Source organism: Pseudomonas sp. MDV22-iso1 (assembly GCF_058145095.1).
Genome location: NZ_JBYVMF010000017.1, coordinates 118,725 through 139,433 on the forward strand (window position 1 = coordinate 118,725; position 20,709 = coordinate 139,433).

Consider the following 20,709-nt stretch of genomic DNA (forward strand, 5'->3'; position numbering starts at 1 on the left):
GAGTTTTTCTCCCTTACGACATCTTGAGATGTCCTAGAGCAGATCCTTTGCGCCCTAGGCGTCATTCTTTGTTTTTACGAACTCGGCGCAATGACTCACATCGCACAGGTAAAAAAGCTCGATGTGAACTGGAAAGCTTCCACCGAATCCGGTCACAGTGGTGATTGACACCAATAGTTTTTGATCTATGCTGGCATTTAGCCTGCCATCATGCCATTTGTCAAAATGACTTATGGAGTTAAAGCTCGCGCATGGACAGCAGATCAACTCAGGAATAAGGGAATAAAATGGCTGGAGGAGAAAGAGCTGGTATTGCCGCAATTGCCGGTAAAGTTGCGAACGAAATTATTCCTTGGTTGAAATGGAATATACATCCTCCATCAGACCAAAATTTCGAATGCGTATTACCCCAGAAACATAACCCACCTAAAGCCGAGCCCGACTCAGAGCAGAAAGCACACAATCATCCTACAGACGTAGTTTATTCTTATATAGATCCGTACACAGAAAAAACAATCGCTCTTAACACAGATCTTAAAAGCTACGCGACCGGAACAATAAAACAATTTGCTATTCGAAAAGCATTAAAGTCATTGGCACACTCAATAGATTGCGCTCGTTATAGCGATGAATGGAAAACCCGGTACTCATTAACCCAGGAAGATCTTGAAATTAGAGGCATGCTATTCGTATACAATCACGACGGCGGATGGGACAGCACTTTCTACGATATTTTCTATGGAAAAAAAAGCTCAAAAAAATCTAGTACTAGCGCGGAAAGCGAACAAGACATCAACATCCTGAACATAGACCTACAGAAAGACCAGCAAATACACATACTAGAACCAAGTAGCATAAAATATATAAAAACCGTTATAGATGACTTGGAAAAACTCGATTCTAGAGGAGAGTTCAATAGAGCAAACTATCAATTCTTCTACCCCGACCTAAACCTTCACAAAGCCAAAAACCTTCCAAGCTCCAGACCAGCGACCCTTGAGCTGATATCTGCTCCTTTCATGATCATTGAGTATCAAGAAGAACATTTATTTAACGCAAAGCAAGAGGCAATCAAATCTATCGATGCTGGGTACAAAATTTACTACAAAGCGAGAATAGATGATTGGAAAGATATGTTCTTCTTGCTTGACTCCCTATCTAACTACCAGATTTTAAATAGTAACAAAAAGATATCAATACGCGCGATTGCATCTGACCAAAGCGACATGGCAAAAAATTATTTTAGGACAGCCTCGCAAGAATATATAAAGAAATGGGGCAAATCGGAAACTATAGAAAAAATAGAGTTTGAGCTCATTCCTACTGTGAGTGATTTCTTCAGTAAAGAGGAGTTGGACTGGTGAGTATAGAAAAACAAAGCATATATATGCCAAATGACAAAGCAATTTGTGATGCCGTAAACAGTTCAAAAGTCAGCAATCAAAGCCTCGCAGAAATATTCTTTAAGCGTGGCATTATTATCTCACCCAAAACAGAAAGAAAAAACCTTTCATTCTATTACTCCCGAATGTTCACTGGTTATAGAGACTATGACGAATTAACGTCGAATCTTCAGTCGATCACTCAACGAGAGAAAACCACCTCAAGATTTATCACCAACACAAGTTCTGGAGAAGTGCTACAAGCTGCAAATGAATTAAAAAGCATAATAAACTCTAAAGACTATCCGAAAGACGCATCTGCCACCATTGCCAAACATCAAAACGAAATCAGGCTAACAATAACCTACACAGATATAAACCCCAATAAAAGTCAACTTCAACAGACAGTCACAAAAGAATCCACCATCGTAATCACGGAAGAAAAAGGAGAACTTACACTTCGCTCCCCTTATAATGAAGACTCTGAAAAATGGGTAAACCATCTTATCGAAATCCTCAGTAAAGACAAAGAAACACCGCCAAAGATAGAAACGATTTCGCTAGAGTTCTTAGACAACCCAAAGATTAGGTCACAATTCCTAGAGGAACTGATCAAAGCAATCAAGGGATACTCATTAAAAGATGTTTCAAAAGTTTCAGTTTTCAACCCGGAAAAAATCAATAAATCCTCGGGAAGCTCAGATGAACTGGAAGCTGAAAATGACGATATCGACTCTGGCACTCATGTATTTCGTGCGTCATTGAATGGGAAAGGAGTACTAAATTCAAAAGAAGTAGACTCATTACATGAAAAAGGATTTTACACGTCCCACGTAGTATGGACATGTAGTGAAGATTCAGCGACACCGGACATTTATGAAATCGAGATAAAATTTGAAGATGCTGAAAATTGCAGTAGATTCTCTCAAAAAGTAAAAGGTTTTTACAGATACATGTCACTGGAAAAGTATTCCACGAACAGGTTTCCACCTTCAGGAACCATAGAGCGAGACATTCACACAAAAATAGAAACCACCGCGAGAACTTTAATTTCAAAATTCATGCAATCGACTCTTCCAACGACAAAAGAAGCGGAGGCTGAAAGTGCGTAAACTTTTCAGCATAAAAATTGATCTTGATCAACCAACAATATTTGAAAGGATAAGCAATCATAAAAACAAACAATCTGACCATGGAATCTACGACATAATCGCGACAGGAAAATTTTTAACTGGAGCATTTTGGATAAGAGAGAAAATAGTTGTTTTTAACGAATTAAACATATACGAATCTGGAGAACCAGTTACCTTCTTCAAAGTTAGTAGATGCATATTTAGCATTCAGAGCATCACGAGAAAATCTCTATTACTGACTATTGACTCGTCAACAAAATCTATAAAACCATTTTTAAAAAATCTAGAAGAGGCAATTAGCTCAAAAATCTTTATTTCGCAAATTAAGATATCCCTACTCGACCTGTCCAAACACATTCAAGATTCTGACAATTCGCGAGTAAGAATCACACACTCCTACTCTTCCAATCAGATCATTACAAGACACGACAAAATATCATTTTCAATTTACATCGATGAAAATGCGATTCTATCGGCTCAAAGATTAATACAAGGTGTCCCAGTGGAGTTTGAAAGAGTGAAGATAGAGTCTTACCAAGATGGGATCCCGGTAATTTTGGACATCAAGTCAAACTGTCTTTATAGTATTTCCATCCCAAACTCTGAGCTAGAAAAATCACTCGTAGATTTCGTGATTAAAACAGAGGTAGGTGATTAATCACCATGAAGCAGATGGATATTCAGTTAAGAACCCTTAGATGAAGAGCTTTCTATCGGAAGTGAATTTAAAATACTTAACAGTTTTGCTTTGAAAATTCACCCGCCATCCACGGGAATGCCCCATATCAAGAATCCATGAAGCATAAGAAGCACAAACGCAATATGTTAAAAATTCCATCACCCTCGGCAAGATACGCTGGGCTCTATTTCATGTGCATTAATTCCATTTTTTGATGTGCGCTTTTTTTCTCTAAAGCAGACATCCAATTATGATGGATCTCCTCGACAAATCGCCTAGGAAAGTTTATTCAAAATCATAATCTGGTACATAGTATCTGTCCAAAGCGCCAAAAATTCTTACCCCATTAGCTAGAAAATATTCGGAGTCAAGAAGTGCTTTGCAAGCTGCTAACTTCCATTGATCAAACGTAAACTGCGCACATGAATAACTGACTGAGTTATCCTTAATCTTGTCAATCTCCAAAGTTACGATATCTCTTAACTCCTGGCCAGTTTTCTTAGCAAGAGCAACCAAGCCTTTTAATTTTTTCAAAGCAAGCGCTTCATATAAGGTGTCAAGATTATGAACTTTTATATGATTAGAAATACGAGAATAGGCAACAGTTCCCTTCGGATAATTTCTCTTATTTGGACTAAACACAACCTTTCCTTCTGAATCAGAATAAAAAGCGTCCAGCCAATCAGATTGAAAAAACTTGTCGAACCTGGAGTGAATTGTCTGTTCCGACTCAGCTTTAGGTACATATGTGGACTTCTTACCGTTGCACGACAGACAACTTGGAATTAAATTATAAGAAGAAATTGACAGAGACGGAAAAAACTCTTTAGGAAGGTAGTGATCAAGACTATCCGCCCCTCCATACAAACATATCTGGCATTTATTATCTGGAGCCAACAACTTTAATTTATCATAATAAAACCTTCCTGCAACCTTCTTAGGTACAAGTTTTTTCTCATACAGAGAAATCAAAAAATCTTTATTCCAGCCATAAGATATGGACTCGTCTCTATACAAATAAAAAATATTATAAAAGCCATGAATGCGAAAAACTTTATGAGCCCCTCTGAGAAACTTTTTTAACTTTATCTCCTCCCTAGAAAGTTCTCTATTCTTATATCTTTTTCCCTTAACACAAGCAGCAAAGACCTCATCGAATTTATATACGATTTTTTTCATCAGCCATCACCCCGAGGAATAGAAGCTATTACAACCGCCCTGCCCTCTGAACCGACCTGCCCCTTGTATAAGCTCATAACCCCCTTGTAGCTTTTTAAAGTCTTAGCATCCGCTTCAACAAGAGAGTAAAAGCCAGAATTCCTCATATCCAGATTAAAAACATCAGATGTAATCTCGCCAACCCCTTCACCAAATATTTCAATATTTGGCCTAGCAAATTCACCCCCTCCGTTGACGCGCCAAACGCAAGAACGTGGAATTTCTTGAAGAACTACAGGAGAGTGAGTGGCAACTATTGCAATACCGTTATTAGTAGACAAGACTTCAGAAAGAACTCTTATAAACGCGGCAAGCAGCGGTGGATGAAGATGGTTTTCAGGCTCATCAAACAAGCATATGGTCTTATCTTCAACTAACTCAACCACGCTTGTAACGTAATAAAGAACGGCTGCATGCCCAGAACTCAGAGATGAAAACGCTGAGGACGCCTCTTTTTTTAGCTCGCTTTCGGTCTCATAGAAAGCCAATGTACTCAAATTTAAATTTTTAAAATTAACATCCGCTTCTAGCACCCTCACCGCGTTTAACCAGCGATCTCTTTTTACCTCTGACCCGTGGAGGCAATTATAAATCGAAACAGAAAACTCTTCAGACATTTCTATAGCTATGTCTTTCAATTTTTTAGTTTCTTGATTATATATCCCTATATATTTCTTTTTAGTTCTCTCAATTCTTATCTTAGAGTCATTAAAGTCAACACATTCAAGAGGACTACCAAACACGCCGAGAGAAAAATAAAGCAACTGCCCAAAATCAAATGCAGTTACATTATCCCCATTTACTTTCACGACTCTACCATCTCTTTTATCAATAGATGACGCAATCGTCTGAAGTATATAACTTTTGCCTACCCCATTCCTCCCAATCAAAGCATGCACATTTGTCGGCGGCTTAGAATCTGGTACAACTTGAAAATCAAGAGACTCTCCAGACTCGTGACAGTACAAGAAACCATATTTTTCCAACGAAACGCCTGTTGACAAAATCTCTCTAAACTGACCTTTAATTGTTGAAATACTGACAAATCGAGACAGCGACTCAATAAAAACTCTTTCTCTATATGACCTCTCAAATATATTGTCATTATAAACAACATCTTTTAGAGCAGAGAGGCAGTCGCCTACGGTTTCATGCCCAAATAAACGTAATAAATTTGAATAATAGTCAGGGTTTTGGCCTAGAGAGAAAAATTTATCAGAGAGCAGGCCGAAATCTTTGTCAATAACGCTATAAGTAGAGTTCTCTGTACTTTGACCAAAAAAACCAATTTTTACTTCCCCTACATCCTTAATACCATCATCGCGAGAAACGTAGGCATGAAACCCCGTAACAAAGGAGTAGTCGTTCCATCTCGTATTTGGTGTCAGATAGACAATTGACTCACCAGAGTACTGAACAGGCTGTCCAACTATAAAACGCATAAGTTCCTCCCTAAAAATGCCCAACGCTTAGTGAATCGGAACAATCCTCACTTACCGCTAGGGCTACTCACCAAAATTTTGGTGCTTTCCGCGAGACAAGACCATTTATGATAGTTAATCAAATTCCCATTATTTCCGCTTTGATTAAAATATCGATCGTTTACTACCATTTTGCAACCTGATCATGCCTGATAACAAGGTTAGTCTGCTTTTTCTTTTACTGATGGATATTTATAAGACGAATACCTAACCACCAAAATCGAAATCGCCAGCAGCAACACACCACCACACACGTAAAGAATCCCCGTATCCGGCGCATTGTGATGAGAAACATCACTTATCAACAATCGAATCAATGCGGTTACGCCGATGTACAACAAAAATCTCAGGGGCATGTGATTAGTTTTAAAATAAATGCCCGCCATGGCTAACAACTCTAGATAGATAAAGAGCAGCAAAATATCATCAACCGATATTTTCGGCTGTTGAAGCATACCTATAAATGTAGAGACTCCAGCCCAAACGGTGATTAATCCAATTGCGAAAAGGGCGAGGTAATGAAACGTTTCTACGAATAAATTGCCAATCGAATCAGCACCACCATGCAGCTTTTTACGCAGGCTTTCAGCCCATTTCACTTCTTGCGTCATCGTACCCACCACTGTTTAGAAATTGAGCGAATCAAGCCAATCACACGCGTATCAGAAGCGGGTCATGCACGCCATGCCCCAGCATTATCAGGACTTGCAAGCATCTGGCAGCTACCGCGAGGAATGTTAGTAACGTACACCTTCGTCTTGAAATAAATCCCGACCATCGCCCCCAGTTCCAGGTAGATGAACAGCAGCAAGATGTCATCAATCTTGATGTGCCCCTCTTCGATCATCCCCAGAAATTCCATCACCGCGGCATACGCGGTCACCGCACCGATGGCGAACAGCGCCAGGTAGTGGAACGTCTCAACGAAGAGATTGCCGAGGGATTCGGCCAGTTGATGCACGTTCTGCCGCAGCTTCTCGGCCCAATTGATTTTCACGATGTTTCTTCCTTAGGTCGGTTCGACCGGATGATGCGGGTTGGACGTGACGGTTGTTCTGCAAGCAGAAAAAAGGCCAGAGGCTGTTGGGTGAGATGGCGATGGGCTGCTATTGGACACTTTTGGGGCGGATTCGCGGTCCTCATCGCGAGCAAGCTCGGCTCCCACAGGTTTACGCAGACCACCTGAATTCGGTCTACATTGAAAAGCCACTACCCAAAGCGCAGGGATTCGCTTATCCTTTTCGCTGTATATAAATACAGTGGTCGAATAAGACAACTTAATGTGAAGGCATGTGAGGTGGTGAATGGCCGTCGAAGTGGTATACCGCAGCAGCCGAGATCTGGAGCGCTTGTTCATGGATAAAGCCGAAGCTGACCGTCATGACAAAATGCTCGAACTGGCCGAGTTGCTGGCCGAAGTGTTGCAAAAAGCTGTTCCGTCCCTGACCGAACAGCAAGTGGAAGAAGCCGGGATCTACATGGCGAAGAACCGCGATGTGTTCGCCAAAGCGTTCAAGAGCCAGCCGGATGCCCTTTCCGAGCTGTTGAGCGCGCCTGTTGAAGTCGTTGCACCGGTTGAAGTTGCCGACGTCGCCGAACCGGCTGAAGCCGTTACGCCGACCAAGCCTGCCAAAGCGGCCAAGACGCCGAAGTAAGCAGCGCCAGAATTGAATGGGCCCTGAGTCAGAGATGACTCAGGGCCTTTTTCATTTTCATCTTTCTATCGGTACAACACTCTCTCCGCCAATTCATTCGCCACTCGCGCTGGCGACCGTTTTTCCGCCTGGGCGTGAGCGAATACCTCGGTCAGTCGTGAACTGATCTTCGACAAGTGCGCCGTGATAGTGGTCAGCTCTTCGCCACGATGTTTGAGTGACACGTAGATAAGCCCACCGGCATTGATCACATAATCCGGCGCATACAAAATGCCGCGCCGCTCCAGTTGATCCGCCACGTCCAGATGCGTCAGCTGATTGTTCGCCGAACCGGCCACCGCCGAGCAACGCAATTGCGCAACGCTGTGGCGATTGAGGACGCCACCCAGGCCACACGGCGCGAGGATGTCGCAAGGTGTGCTGAGTAGTGCATCGTTCGCGATCGGATGAGCACCGAGCTGCTCCATCGCCAATTGCACTTTGCCGTGGTCGATGTCGCTGACCAGCAACTCGGCGCCAGCGGCGTGCAGTTGTTCTGCCAGCGCATAGCCAACGTTGCCCAGACCCTGGATCGCCACTCGCAGGCCTTCAAGATTGTCGCTACCCAGCCGGGCCATCGCGGTGCTGCGAATCCCGGTGAACACGCCCATGGCGGCATGCGGCGCCGGGTCGCCGGCCGAGGTGGTGCTGGTGACGTGCTGGGTTTGTTGAGCGATGCAGTCCATGTCTGCGACCGAGGTGCCGCTGTCGATGGCCGTGATGTATCGACCGTCGAGCTGGTTGATGCAGCGGCCGAATGCTTCAAACAGCGCCGCGCGACTTTCCACGTGCACGGGGCGGACAATGACCGCGACACCACCACCCTGAGCAAGCCCCGCCAGCGCGGCTTTGTAGCTCATACCCTGGGCCAGGCGCACCGCGTCCTCGACAGCGGATTCGTCGTCAGGATAGGTAAGGTAACGACAGCCGCCCAACGCTGGCCCGAGGCGACTGTTATGAATAGCAATTACCGCCTTCAACCCGGTCATCGGGTCAACGCTCAGATGCAGCGATTCAAGGCGATTGCTTTGCATGAGAGCGAACATCGTAGGGGCTCCCGAATCACGACTTGTAGTCGCCAGTATAGGCTCGCGCCCGAAATTTGCTGGAGCGCGCCGGAATAAGCGGCGCCGCCATTCAGGCTTTCGGACATAACCTGGCGAGGTACTGGACGAATGATGGAGACGGGGCTAAAACGAGGCATTCCCTCGGAGATTTTGATGACGCCTCGCCAACGCTTTTTCGAATGCCTGCAACGATCACCGCCCGCGCTGTTCGAAGCGGCGCTGTGGATCGCCGCCGAGCATGACAAAGCAGTAAATCCCGGCTTGGTGCTGGAAGACTTCAAAGACCTGCAACAGCGGGTCAGTCATGGCCTGCCAATGTTACCGGTGAGCGAGTTGGCCCAGCCGTTGTTGCGCCGTATGAATGACCTGGGATTTGCACAGGACGATTTCTCGCCCCTGCGCCCGCAAGCAGCATTGGTCGACAAAGTGTTGGAACGCCGGCGCGGGCAACCGCTGGCCCTGGGTTTGATTGCACTTGAACTGGCCAGATGCCTGGAGATTCCCATGGTCGGGGTCAACTTCCCCGGGCATTTTCTGCTGCGCGTACCGGGCGCCGATCATCTCCTGGACCCCTGTGGCGGCCGCCGTCTGTATCCCAACGACTGCCGCGAGCTGCTGCAACGCCAGTACGGTCCGAGCATGAAACTCAGCGCCGAGCACCTCGTCACCGCCGCGCCCGTCCAGATGCTGCAACGCCTGTCACGCAACCTGCGTCAGTTGCACCTTTCCCACGATGACTACATTGGTGCCCTGATCGATGCCGAACGAGTGCTGGAACTGGGAAATGCCAGCGCCGCCGATTACCTGGCCAGGGCCAGTCTCTATCAACGCCTGGACTGCCCTAACGCCGAGCGCTTCGATCTGGAGCATGCGCTGATGCTCAGCGACGATCCTATTCAACGGATTCGCCTGACTGAGCGGCTCGGGCATCTGCCTCCGAACTCCATCGTCCACTGATTCATCAATCCCATGTCCTCCAGTGGGAGTAAAGCCTGCTCGCGATAAAGGCACCGCGGTCTACAGACTGACCACGTTATCGATCATCGCGGGCAAGTCGAACCGTCGCACCGCCGGCTCCCACAGGAACAGGTATAACGGTTCAGGGCGTATCCGGCTGATTCGCCGGATGAGCCTTGATGAAAGCCGGGTGAGTGGCCGCCAGTGCCGCCACCCGGCGAATTCGTGGATACGCTTCAAGTGAAATGTTGAACCGATCGGCCGCATACAGCTGAGGAATCAGGTAACAGTCCGCCAGACCCGGCTCGGCGCCGAAGCAGTAACCTTCCAGGCCGATCAGCTGCTCCACCGTCGACAGGCCCTGGCTGATCCAGTGTCCGATCCACTCCACCACCTGCGGTTCGTCGTGGCCCAACTGCCGAAGCTTGTTGAGCACGCTGACGTTGTGCAGCGGATGCACATCGCAGCCGATCACTGCCGCGACGCCGCGCTCGCGGGCACGAGCGACGAGATCCCTGGACAGCAACGGCACCTGTGGATAACGCTCCTCCAGGTACTCGATGATGGCGGGCGACTGGATCAGCAACTCACCGTCGTCCGTGCGCAAGGCCGGCACCCGGCCCTGGGGATTGATGCCCAGGTACGGCGGCTGGCGATGCTCGCCTCCTTGCGGGGCGATCAGGTTGATCGGCAGCGCCTGAAAGTCCAGGCCCTTGAGTGCCAAAGCGATCCGCACGCGGTAAGACGTTGTCGAACGGTAGTAGGTATAGAGTTCCATGACCCGCCCCTCTTAGCGCGCCGGCAGCACTTTGCCGCGGCACTCGCCGAAACCGATGGAAGCGAAACCGTCACGGCTGCAACGAGCGCGCAAAATGATTTCGTCACCGTCTTCGAGGAATTTACGCACCTCGCCTGACGCCAGTTCGATTGGTTTTTTGCCGCCTTCGGTGATTTCCAGCAAGCTGCCGAACTGACCACTCTCCGGACCTGACAAAGTGCCCGAACCGAACAGGTCACCGGCCTGCAACTGGCAGCCGTTGACGCTGTGGTGCGCGACCATCTGCGCCACGGTCCAGTACATGTGTTGGGTGTTGCTCAGGGTCAGACGGTGGGCGGGCAGGTTCTGCTCGCGCATCGTTTCGGTGAGCAGCATTACTTCCAGTTCGATGTCGAAGCCGCCAGCCGCTTGATCGCGCGCGTCTGACAGATACGGCAGTGGTTGTGGGTCCCCTTCAGGACGCGCTGGTTGCGCACGACGGAACGGTTCGAGTGCCTCGGCCGTCACCACCCAGGGCGAAATGCTGGTGATGAAACTCTTCGACAGGAACGGACCCAGCGGCTGGTACTCCCAGGCCTGGATATCCCGCGCGGACCAGTCGTTGAGCAGGCAGAAACCGGCAATGTGATCGGCGGCGTCACCGATGGCGATCGAGTCGCCCATCTCATTGCCCTGGCCGATCCAGATACCCAGTTCCAGTTCGTAATCCAGGCGTGCGCACGGGCCGAATGTCGGTTCGGTCTGACCGGCCGGCAGCGTCTGGCCTTTAGGGCGACGGACATCGGTGCCTGATGGGCGGATGGTCGAAGCACGGCCGTGGTAACCGATCGGCACGTACTTGTAGTTCGGCAGCAAGGGATTGTCCGGGCGGAACAACTTACCGACGTTCTGTGCGTGCTCGATGCCGACATAGAAATCGGTGTAATCATTGATTTTCGCCGGCAAGTGCATCGTGCAGGTTGCCGCCACTGGCAGCAGTTTTGCGCCTTGGGCTTCCATCTTGCCATGCAGGGTGCTGCCCTCTTTCAGCAGCTCCAGCAGACGTTCACGCAAGGCCACGCGTGCTTCTCGGCCCAGCTCGAAAAATGCATTCAGTTGACCGCCACGAGTGGCTTCTACCGCCGCTTTCGCGGTGCCTTCAAACAGCCCGGCATCGAGTGCCGCTTCCAGGTCGAAGATATGGTCGCCGATGGCAACACCACTGCGAGGTGCGCCGCCGTTCACGCTGAAGACGCCCAATGGCAGGTTTTGCAGCGGGAAATCAACATGGCCGTTGGCAGAGGCAACCCAGCTACGAGTGATGGAAGTCTGAGTCATGGGTTATCTCCGGGTCGGGTCGAAAGTGGCGGGCAGCGAGGCCCAGCAAGCGTCGTAATGGGGTTGCAGCTGCGGACAGTCCAGCGCGAAACGGCTCGGGCGCAGCACCTGGCTGGTTTCAAACATGAAGGCCATGGTGTTGTCGATTTTCGCCGGGGCCAACTCAGCGTTGATCGCCTTGGTGCAAGTTTCGCCGTCAGGCCCATGGGCACTCATGCAGCTGTGCAGGGACGCACCGCCGGGGACGAAACCTTCCGCCTTGGCGTCGTATTCGCCTTTGATCAGGCCCATGAACTCATTCATCAGATTGCGGTGGAACCAAGGTGGACGGAACGTCTTCTCGGCCACCATCCAGCGTGGCGGGAAAATCACGAAGTCGAGATTGGCCAGACCGTGGACACTGGTGGGCGAGGTCAGGACAGTGAAAATCGATGGATCAGGATGATCGAAGCTGACCGTGCCGATGGTGTTGAAACGGCGCAGGTCATATTTGTACGGGACATTGTTGCCGTGCCAGGCCACCACGTTCAGCGGCGAATGATCAAGCTCACAACCCCACAGCTCGCCGAGAAATTTCTGCACCAGCGTGGTCGGTTGCTTGAGGTTTTCGTAATGCGCGACCGGGGTCAGGAAATCCCGTGCGTTGGCCAGGCCGTTGCTGCCGATCGGGCCGAGGTCTGGCAGACGCAGCGGTGCGCCATGGTTTTCGGCGAGGTAGCCGCGCGCTTGCGGGTCGAGCAGTTCGACACGAAATTTCAGGCCACGGGGCAACACGGCAATTTCCAGCGGTTCGAGCTCCAGCACGCCAAGTTCGGTGGCAATGCGCAGTCGACCCTGTTCCGGCACCAGCAGCATCTCGCCGTCGGCATTGAAAAACACCCGCTCCATGGAGCGGGTGGCCCGGTAGCTATAGATGCTGATGCCGGACGGTTTTTCCGCGCTCGAATTAGCGGCCATGCTCACCAGGCCGTCGATGAAATCAGTCGGCTCACCCGGGATGTCCAGCGGGTTCCAACGCAGACGATTGGGGGTCACTTCACCCAATGGGCCACCCGCCAGTTGCCGCTCCAGCTTGACGAACGCCGGATGGTTCGCCGACGGCTGAATGCGGTACATCCACGTCCGGCGCGCTTCGGCGCGGGCCATGGTGAATGCCGTGCCGGAGAATAATTCGGTATAGAGACCGTAGGGGGCTTTTTGCGGGGAGTTCTGTCCGACGGGCAACGCGCCTGGCAATGCCTCGCTGCTGAACTCATTGCCGAAGCCGGACTGATAAGCCAGCGCGGGCGCCGTTGAATCGAGGTTCATGGAGCCTCCTGAACAGGGAGTAGGCCGTGGCCTGTCGCTCTATCGAAGAGGTATCGGCACGCCCGGGTTATTTTTATCGTAATTCGATTACGCATAACGTAATTTGATTGGTATTGACCGTCAAGCTATAAAGACGCCCATTCGTCCCTGGATCACACCGCCTCCCCATGACTAGCGAAAGCAACGGCAAACAGAAAGTCCGCTCGGCCGAGGTCGGAACCGACATCCTCAAAGCGCTGGCCGAGTTGTCCCCCTCGACATCACTGTCGCGCCTGGCCGAACACGTGCAAATGCCGGCGAGCAAGGTTCACCGTTACTTGCAGGCGCTGATTGCCAGCGGGTTTGCCGAGCAGAATGCCGCCACCAACCATTACGGCCTCGGCCGTGAAGCCTTGCGTGTGGGATTGGCGGCACTCAACAGTATGGACGTGCTGAAAGTCGCCGCCCTGCCCCTGGCCGAGTTGCGCGACGAGCTGAACGAAACCTGTTTTCTCGCGGTGTGGGGCAATCAGGGCGCAACGGTGGTGCATATCGAACCGGCGGTACGCGCCGTGACAGTGGTCACGCAACTGGGTTCGGTGTTGCCGCTGCTCAGTTCCTCCACAGGGCTGGTGTTTGGCGCCTACCTTCCCAAGCGCGAAACCCTGGATCTGCGTGAACAGGAACTGAAGAGCGCGAATGCCCATGCGCTGGCAGACGATCATGTTTACGCGACCTTGTGCGAACAGATCCGCGAGCGTGGCCTGCATCATGTACATGGCTTGCTGATGCCGGGTGTCGACGCCTTGTCGGCACCGGTATTCAATGCGGTTGGACAGGTGGTGGCGGTGTTGACCATCGTAGGTCCGGCATCGTTGTTTCATGCCGATGAAAACGGTCCCGCCGCACAGCGCTTATTGACGGCGACGCAGGCCGTGAGCTGGCGGATGGGTTATGAACCACCCGCCAGCGCTGGTTAAATCATTGTAGAGTCACGCCAGAAGGGTCTTGTCATTTGAATCGGGCTCGGCGAGCGCCTGCTTCATCAGTTCCGTGGCGACGGCGAGATCCATCGTTTTTCCTGTGCAAGCTGAAATGGCACCCATGCAGGTATTAACATTGCCCAACTGTCTGGCAATCGCCTTCTGCACCAGGGAGAAGCCCAAGTGGCCGATGCGCATAGTGGTCAGTTCCAACATGCAATCAAGGTAACTTGAAAACAACTGTTCATAATTGCTTTCCTGGTAAGCCTCCACCCCGTCAATGACCGCTTTTGTCATGACTACAGCGCTCAGTCCTAGACCGATAGGCGCGAACGGAATGCTAACGATGGCGACTGCCGCAACGGCGGTGTCGTATACGATTTTTCCGACAATCTCCATGAGACTGGTGGTTTTCGCGTCAACGCCGTTGATGATCTGATTGATTTTATCCGCGTAACACCGTGAGAAATCGCTGACACGACTATCGATTTGCAACGACGGCAATACTACTGCGCTGCCCCGCTGCACACTATTGATGTACTCATTGACGACTTTCTGCCGGGTGTACTTGGCTCGGTCGGTGTAATAACTTCCAAGCCCGCCGGTCTTCACCGAATCGCAAAACTCGCCCATTAGCCTGAACAATCTGCCATCTGGCGATGCAGGGGTATACAAGAAGTCCTGCCGGGTTTCAGCACTCATGAAGCGGAACACATAAACACCTTCGATCCGGCAGCCTTTCAAATGAAAGGCGTAAACAGCTTGGCGCCAGGTAATCTCAGGATCTTCATGAGTTACGGCAGGCTCCGGTTCGCGCAACTGATTAATGAGCAACTCAATCTGCTTGTATTGACTACGGTCCAGAGAACCACTGAACAGTTCCGCCAACGCCGCACGATGCATTTCATGTAATTGCACATTCACGTGCACATCGCGTTTCAATGTATAACCCGGGGCGTCTTTGTTCAGGTAACTGGACCGTAACATTGCAATGTACTTCTCACCCGGTCGCAATGTCCTCGACCAGCCCGGCACGTATTTAAGCAGCAAGCTGGAAACAGGTGGATGACCGGGTAACAACCGAATCGCCGGGTAGAGACCAGGGCTATGTTCAGGGCCGCTTTCTTCAGTGATGTGACGTTCGGTGATGATGAGCTGAGACAAGGTCATCTCTTGCGAAGGAGCCAGCGCCACCATGATCAGGTCAGGGTCCACCGTTACCGTCTCGCCATTTTGTGCCAGCACCTCTTCAGCGCGTTTTTTGATCAGATCATAGGCAAATTGCTCGTAGCTGATCAGCGCTGCAGCGCCGTTGGCAAGGTGGGTCAAACCTTTCAGTTCGGTATTTATCCGGGAGAAGTATTGCCGTTGACCGACGGTTGCCGAACGATATCCCGCAGGGACAACAGCGTTTAACTCCCCTCGCAGCCAACCGACATTCTGCATAACGGCCTCGCGCAATACACCTTCTCCACTGTTCGACCAGGTGTTGTGCTTGATGCCGAGCCACTGACTTGGCAGCTCCAGTACACGTCGCATGTAGGCGTCGGCGCTGTCACGCTCACGGGCTTGAGACTGTCCGCTCAGGTGGCTGCGCCCCTCGGGTTGAGTGATCCAGTCAAATAGATGGGCGTTCAGCTGTCTGAAGCTCGCAAACTCAAACCACCCCCTGCCACCCGGCGCCTCTGGCGCGTAAAGAGCGCAAAAGCCTTCTTCACCTTTGGGGCCGCAATAGACAATCATGCCCCGGACCGCGGTTTTCAGAGGTCCAAGCGTCAGGTCCCCCATGAAAGACTCGCTGTCATCCTGCCCGGCACTTGTCACAGTCCTCAGCGCCTCATCACTGATATGCCCCTGTAACTTCGCACTAAAGACACTCAGGCGAATGCGGCTTTCCAGCATGTGTTGCCAGGCCTGGAGTACAACCTCGTCGGTATACTTCTTCTCGAATTTTTCAGCGTAAAGCGCGCGCATGCTCGCATCGCCCATCGCGTCCAGAATACCGTCGACGCTCAAGCTGGACGGAATCAGTTCCCCCTCCAGACTGATTTCCAGTGGAACGGTGGTGGCGTCATTCATATCGTTGAGCATGAATTCGGGAAGCGTCAGTCGATTGGACTGCACGACCTTCTGTTTCCCAACGAAAAAGGAATGGCCGACGTTGACGAAGATTTCATCCGGGTCGACAACTTCACCGGTCATGAGCCTGACGATCTCTTGCGCGTAGAATCTTGCGAACGCTTTAAGGGATTTGGTTTCTCCAAGCAGTTGATCCAGCGCTGCCTCTCCTGCCGCCAGCGTCTGTTCAGCTTCAAAGTAATACTGGCGATCATCTTCCCCGGCACGCTGTAGCCAATCCGGCAACTCATGAAACTGGGTGGCGAAGGTTGGCCTCGACAGTTGAGCAATCGCTTGCCCTTCACCGCCGGCCTTGTTTAATCCATTAGTGTCCATGCATTTTCCTTTTGCATACGTCGCAACGAAAACCGTTACTACAGTTATAAGTTAATGCCGTTGCCAAGCAGTCATCCGATACTTAGGGTGAGCAGACAGTCAACTTCACGGCGCATGACTTATAAACGGACACTCCGGTAGAGCTCAACTCAAAACTTGTGTGCGTTCGCGAGCAGGCAAAGTGCCTGCTTACACTTCAAACAACAATTCCTAAAACTTTCGCTCTGGCCACCGCTTGGGTTCTACGCTCCACGCCTAACTTGCCATTGATTCGTCGCGCATGGGTTTTCACCGTGTGCAGTGAAATGAAAAGCAAGTCGGCAATTTGTTGGTTTGAGTTGCCTTGAGCGACTAAGGTGAGCACCTCTATTTCACGATGACTCAAGCAGGTCCGGGGTGAGGCCATCGTGTCCTGAACGTTGCCCGACTCCGAAATATCGATGGCCTCAGGCAGCCGTGGCTGGCGCAGTTTCAAATCGCGCAAAGCTTGTCGAAAGTTACAACGCTCGACGATTGCTAATCCGTCCTGCATCGCTTGCCGGGCGACTTGCGCGTTGCCAGTCAGCCACGCAACCTCAGCCAGTGCCAGCAGCAGTTGCGCTTGCAGCCCGACCATCCCCCGTTGTCCAGCCCACTGCGACAACGTCTCAAGCTGCGCCAGCGGCGATTGCGCCACGCCCAGATAAACCTCTGCAAGGACCCGCAGGTATTCCAGACCGGGAATCAATTCCAGCGTCGCCGGAGGAGCCTGGCGTGCGTGGGGACCGTGATAGTGACGCAACACTCGGGTCAACGCTTCGTGAGCCAGCTCCGGCCGGCCCTGCTGCAGCCAGAAATGGCAGCTCAACTGCAGCAGGACCCCGCGGTAGACTGTGTCTGGAATCCGCCGTTGTTGCATCAGACGTTCCGCATCACGCAGGTGGACAAATGCCTGGGCGTAATCCTGTTGGTTGGCCGCCAGTTTGGCCAAGCCGAGAAAGCCATACAGCGCTCGCTTGTCCTGGCTTCGCAGGCAAATCTGCAGGCCTGCCTCGAAGTACATGGCCGCTTGTATTTCCTGGTCCTGACACAGACTCAAGCGCCCGCGATGCAGGGCAATCCGTACCAGCAAGGGCTCGGCAAGCGGTTTTTGTGCACAGAGCAGATCGTGCACAGTGGCGAGCAGGTGTTCTGCTCTGCCCAACGCCCCCCGCTGTTCAAGCAACTGTGCGTGGTCGAGCTCCAGCAACGCCTCATACACCAATGAACCTTGCGCTCGAGCGAGGCATAACGCCTCTCGGTTAAGTGCCTGCGCAACGTCGAGTTCACCCCTCAGCAGGGCCTGTTGGGTTAACCCGGACAAGCACATGAGCCGTGCAGTCCAGAGCTCCGGATCCAGTTCATCCAACGCGTCCAGCAAGTGCGTACGGGAAGCGTCCATGCGCCCCTGCAAATGCAGCAACCAACCTTGTTGCGCCTGCCAGCGTGCTATCAGTTGCCGCTGAAGAAATTCCGAAGGCTGAGGCGTGAAACGTGACAACTGCGTGATGGATTCACCTGCCTGTTCGAATCGTCCGGCAAACAACAAGGCAGCAGTGATCAAACCGATGAGTTGGGGCGACCCGAACATCAATGTCTCGCTCTGTTGCTCGTGGAGTTGCAACAGAAGCGTCACCGTCTGAGCCTCGAACAAATGCGCGAAATTAAAATGCTGCAGCAGGCTCACCGCGACCTCGAATTCTTCAGCCAGCAATGCCTGCTCAAACGCGGCTTTCCAATCACGTTCGCCCGCGAACCACTGACAGGCGCGACGATGCCAGGAACGCCCTTCGGGCCATGGCTCTTCGCGCATCAATCGCGTCAGTGGCGCGAATATCTGCAGCCAGTCTGTGGAGTCTTGCCAGGGCTCGATAAAACAACCCAACTCCTGCAGCGTTTGCAAAAGTTGAATGCCTTCGCCCGCGCCAAACAGATGCTCGCACAATCGGCTGTTGAATCGCGGCAGATGCGCCAGCACCGTCCAGGTTTCCTTCAGTTCGGGTGCCAGACTGCCGAACAGTTCGTGCTCCAGATAATCATGCAGGGTGTCCGCTCGTCCCAGCGCGACATTACGAGTCCAATCGCATTTTTGCAGCAGGGCGATCCTGACACCGGCACACCAGCCGCCGCTTAGCTGAAATACCCTGCTGGCGGCTTTTACGGCTTTTTCCGGCTCCAGAAAATGCAGCAACTGTTCGACTTCAGACTGACTGAATGCGAGCGTGGCGGGCTCGCAATCGTAGAGTTCGTCATTGAGCAACAACCGGGGCCAGTTGATCTGCGGACGGCGGCGACCACTGACCCACCAGGTGACCATAGGGCTGCTGGCGGCCAGTATTTGATCGAGGCATTCGTCAAGTTCCGCAGAGCGAATGCGGCAATAGTCATCAAGAAACACCCAGACGGGCGTCTGCAACCGAGTCAGGGACGATAGAAAACCTGACTTATCCGGCGAGGCAAGCCCCAACACTTCTGCCAGCCGCTGTCGAAAATCGGCCGCACTCAACGCCTCTCCCGCCAACGCCAGCCAACAGACTTGAGTTCCTTCGGGCGCCCGTAAGAGGCACTCGACCAACAAGGCACTCTTGCCGCTACCGGCAGGCGCACAGCACAATTTCACCCGGGCCGTCGACGCCAGCAAAGGCTCGATCAACCGCGTGCGAGACAGGTGATGGGAGGCTAATCGGGGCAAGTGTCCAGGACGGTCCAGACATGGCGTCATGGCAGTCATTGTGGTGCGCCTTTTTTATCGTTGTGGCGCCACCCTAGTCTTCTCGCGAGGCCTTGTTGAAGAAGTATTCAGCGCACTGATCAACCGCCATAAAAAAGGTGACCGCGAGGTCACCTTTTTGTGTAAGAGCCTGTAGGACGTTTACCTCACGCCTGTACTCCGCAGGGCTGCCGGGGTGTAGTCCCCTGCTTTTGCATCGATGTTGAATTCAAAGCTGCGCTTCTCCTCGTTCTTCATTCCCAGTGCGATGTAGCGACCGGCGATCAGGTCATACAAAGCCTCGACCGTGTACGCCGGAACCTGGTGATCGTAGTAGAACTGCGCATGCCCTTCGGCGACCCGCCATAGCTGGCCACGTCCGTCGTAGTGGTCAGCCAGCGCCACTTGCCAGCTGTCCTCATCGATGTACATGTGCCGTTTGGCGTACACATGCCGCTCGTTGGGCTTGACCGTGGCGACGACTTCCCAGACCCGGTGCAGCTCGTAGCGGGTCAGGTCCTGATTGATATGACCGGCCTTGATTACGTCGGTGTACTTGAGGTCAGGCGAATCGAGTTTGTAGCTGTTGTACGGAATGTACATTTCTTTCTTGCCGATCAGCTTCCAGTCATAACGGTCCGGAGCACCGGAAAACATGTCGAAGTTGTCGGTGGTCCGCAGGCCGTCGGACGACGTGCCCACACCGTCATAGGCCACTTGCGGCGCCCGTCGTACACGCCGCTGTCCGGCGTTGTAAATCCAGGCCTTGCGCGGTTCCTTCACCTGATCAAGAGTTTCGTGAACCAGCAACACGTTGCCCGCCAGTCGCGCGGGCGCGGTGACTTCCTGTTTGAAATAACTGAGCACGTTTTCATCGCTGCCCGGCTTCAGGTCCCCCAGCAACGAAGGCACGGCGACTTCGTCCTTGAACCGGATAACCGTGAAGTCACCATTGGACTGCGGCGTTGCCTGGGTGATGGTGCGACGCAGGTTACCGCCGTGGTAACGGGTGACGTGGTTCCAGATGACCTCGACGCCGTTCTTGGGTATCGGAAAAGCGTAATAGCGATTGCCGGTGAAGTTGGCCAGTCCGTTACCGTCGTTGATCGGCGTCACATTGAGGGCGCTACGCTTGGCCGACTCGTTGATTTCCGCTGGCACGGCAACGGTGCGGTGCGTGGGGTAGACCGGGATTTTGTAAGACTGCGGATAGCGCTTGAACATCGCGATCTGGCCGTCGGACAGCTTGTCCTTGTACTTGTCGACCGTCGCCGCAGTAATTGTGAATAGCGGTTTTTCGTTGGCGAACGGGTCGGCCAGGAAACCTTTGCTGTCCACGGCACCGGCATTTTTTGCCAGCCCTCCCGTCCACGCAGGGATGGAGCCGTCGGCATTCCCGGCTTTTTCGCCTCCCAGCGGCGTCAGGCTGGTGCCGAGCTTGTTCGCTTCTTCCGGCGACACCGCAGCCATCACGTTGGCAGCCAGCAGGCTCAGGGCCAGGACGCCGCATTGCAGAATCATCGTGCGCATAAAATTATCCTTGTCAGCCAG

The 20,709-nt window shown here is 51.9% G+C and carries 15 protein-coding genes and 2 pseudogenes; 6 read left to right on the forward strand and 11 right to left on the reverse strand.

Annotated features, from left to right (window positions below; genetic code table 11):
• The first annotated feature begins 287 nt into the window (after positions 1-287).
• The 3 genes from AC3ZVB_RS19610 to AC3ZVB_RS19620 are packed head-to-tail and all read left to right on the forward strand — an operon-like array spanning position 288 to position 3,173.
• Complete coding sequence (locus AC3ZVB_RS19610; protein WP_456134719.1) at positions 288-1,364, forward strand: PD-(D/E)XK nuclease domain-containing protein; 1,077 nt, start codon at positions 288-290, stop codon at positions 1,362-1,364.
• The gene (locus AC3ZVB_RS19615) at positions 1,361-2,494 is read left to right on the forward strand and encodes a hypothetical protein (protein ID WP_490147468.1); all 1,134 of its coding nucleotides are present in this window, start codon (positions 1,361-1,363) and stop codon (positions 2,492-2,494) included. The genes AC3ZVB_RS19610 and AC3ZVB_RS19615 overlap by 4 nt, the downstream gene beginning before the upstream one ends.
• On the forward strand, positions 2,487-3,173 hold the full coding sequence (locus tag AC3ZVB_RS19620) for a hypothetical protein (protein WP_490147469.1): 687 nt from the start codon (positions 2,487-2,489) through the stop codon (positions 3,171-3,173). The genes AC3ZVB_RS19615 and AC3ZVB_RS19620 overlap by 8 nt, the downstream gene beginning before the upstream one ends.
• A 306-nt stretch (positions 3,174-3,479) precedes the next feature.
• Here the strand turns inward: AC3ZVB_RS19620 and AC3ZVB_RS19625 are convergent, their stop codons facing one another.
• The 4 genes and pseudogenes from AC3ZVB_RS19625 to AC3ZVB_RS19640 form a co-directional block, all read right to left on the reverse strand.
• Positions 3,480-4,373, reverse strand: coding sequence for an HNH endonuclease (locus AC3ZVB_RS19625; protein ID WP_490147470.1), 894 nt, complete (start codon positions 4,371-4,373; stop codon positions 3,480-3,482).
• Positions 4,373-5,854: an AAA family ATPase gene (locus tag AC3ZVB_RS19630; RefSeq protein ID WP_490147471.1), complete on the reverse strand. Its 1,482-nt coding sequence runs from the start codon at positions 5,852-5,854 to the stop codon at positions 4,373-4,375. Before AC3ZVB_RS19630 ends, AC3ZVB_RS19625 begins: the two co-directional genes overlap by 1 nt.
• Positions 5,855-6,054: 200 nt before the next feature.
• Positions 6,055-6,504: a phosphate-starvation-inducible protein PsiE gene (locus AC3ZVB_RS19635; RefSeq protein ID WP_032870643.1), complete on the reverse strand. Its 450-nt coding sequence runs from the start codon at positions 6,502-6,504 to the stop codon at positions 6,055-6,057.
• A gap of 143 nt (positions 6,505-6,647) precedes the next feature.
• A pseudogene (locus tag AC3ZVB_RS19640) lies at positions 6,648-6,890 on the reverse strand (phosphate-starvation-inducible PsiE family protein); the annotation flags it as partial.
• Positions 6,891-7,197: 307 nt separating this feature from the next.
• Between AC3ZVB_RS19640 and AC3ZVB_RS19645 the strand changes: the two are divergent.
• Positions 7,198-7,437, forward strand: a pseudogene (locus AC3ZVB_RS19645) (YebG family protein); the annotation flags it as partial.
• Between the two features lie 176 nt (positions 7,438-7,613).
• On the opposite strand, the gene AC3ZVB_RS19650 reads toward AC3ZVB_RS19645, so the two are convergent.
• Positions 7,614-8,633, reverse strand: a complete 1,020-nt coding sequence (locus AC3ZVB_RS19650; protein WP_162437286.1) for a Glu/Leu/Phe/Val dehydrogenase family protein — start codon at positions 8,631-8,633, stop codon at positions 7,614-7,616.
• Between the two features lie 174 nt (positions 8,634-8,807).
• Here AC3ZVB_RS19650 and AC3ZVB_RS19655 point away from each other — a divergent pair, with 174 nt between their 5' ends.
• The gene (locus AC3ZVB_RS19655) at positions 8,808-9,611 is read left to right on the forward strand and encodes a SirB1 family protein (protein WP_490147472.1); all 804 of its coding nucleotides are present in this window, start codon (positions 8,808-8,810) and stop codon (positions 9,609-9,611) included.
• A 142-nt stretch (positions 9,612-9,753) separates the two neighbouring features.
• Here the strand turns inward: AC3ZVB_RS19655 and maiA are convergent, their stop codons facing one another.
• The 3 genes from maiA to hmgA are packed head-to-tail and all read right to left on the reverse strand — an operon-like array spanning position 9,754 to position 13,014.
• Complete coding sequence (gene maiA / locus AC3ZVB_RS19660) at positions 9,754-10,389, reverse strand: maleylacetoacetate isomerase (RefSeq protein WP_490147473.1); 636 nt, start codon at positions 10,387-10,389, stop codon at positions 9,754-9,756.
• Between the two features lie 12 nt (positions 10,390-10,401).
• Entirely contained in the window at positions 10,402-11,706 is a 1,305-nt protein-coding gene (gene fahA / locus AC3ZVB_RS19665) for a fumarylacetoacetase (protein ID WP_490147474.1), read from the reverse strand.
• Between the two features lie 3 nt (positions 11,707-11,709).
• A complete protein-coding gene (hmgA, locus tag AC3ZVB_RS19670; protein WP_490147475.1) occupies positions 11,710-13,014 on the reverse strand; it encodes a homogentisate 1,2-dioxygenase in 1,305 nt (434 codons plus the stop codon).
• A gap of 167 nt (positions 13,015-13,181) precedes the next feature.
• Between hmgA and AC3ZVB_RS19675 the strand changes: the two genes are divergently transcribed.
• Positions 13,182-13,973, forward strand: a complete 792-nt coding sequence (locus AC3ZVB_RS19675; protein ID WP_194691371.1) for an IclR family transcriptional regulator — start codon at positions 13,182-13,184, stop codon at positions 13,971-13,973.
• 12 nt (positions 13,974-13,985) lie between these two features.
• On the opposite strand, the gene AC3ZVB_RS19680 is transcribed toward AC3ZVB_RS19675, so the two are convergent.
• From AC3ZVB_RS19680 to AC3ZVB_RS19690, 3 genes are all read right to left on the reverse strand, one after another.
• Entirely contained in the window at positions 13,986-16,430 is a 2,445-nt protein-coding gene (locus tag AC3ZVB_RS19680) for a dermonecrotic toxin domain-containing protein (RefSeq protein ID WP_490147476.1), read from the reverse strand.
• A gap of 196 nt (positions 16,431-16,626) precedes the next feature.
• Positions 16,627-19,179 (reverse strand): LuxR C-terminal-related transcriptional regulator, encoded by a 2,553-nt coding sequence (locus AC3ZVB_RS19685; RefSeq protein WP_490147477.1) that lies wholly within the window; start codon positions 19,177-19,179, stop codon positions 16,627-16,629.
• 141 nt (positions 19,180-19,320) lie between these two features.
• Positions 19,321-20,688: a DUF1329 domain-containing protein gene (locus AC3ZVB_RS19690; protein WP_490147478.1), complete on the reverse strand. Its 1,368-nt coding sequence runs from the start codon at positions 20,686-20,688 to the stop codon at positions 19,321-19,323.
• Positions 20,689-20,709: the final 21 nt, after the last annotated feature.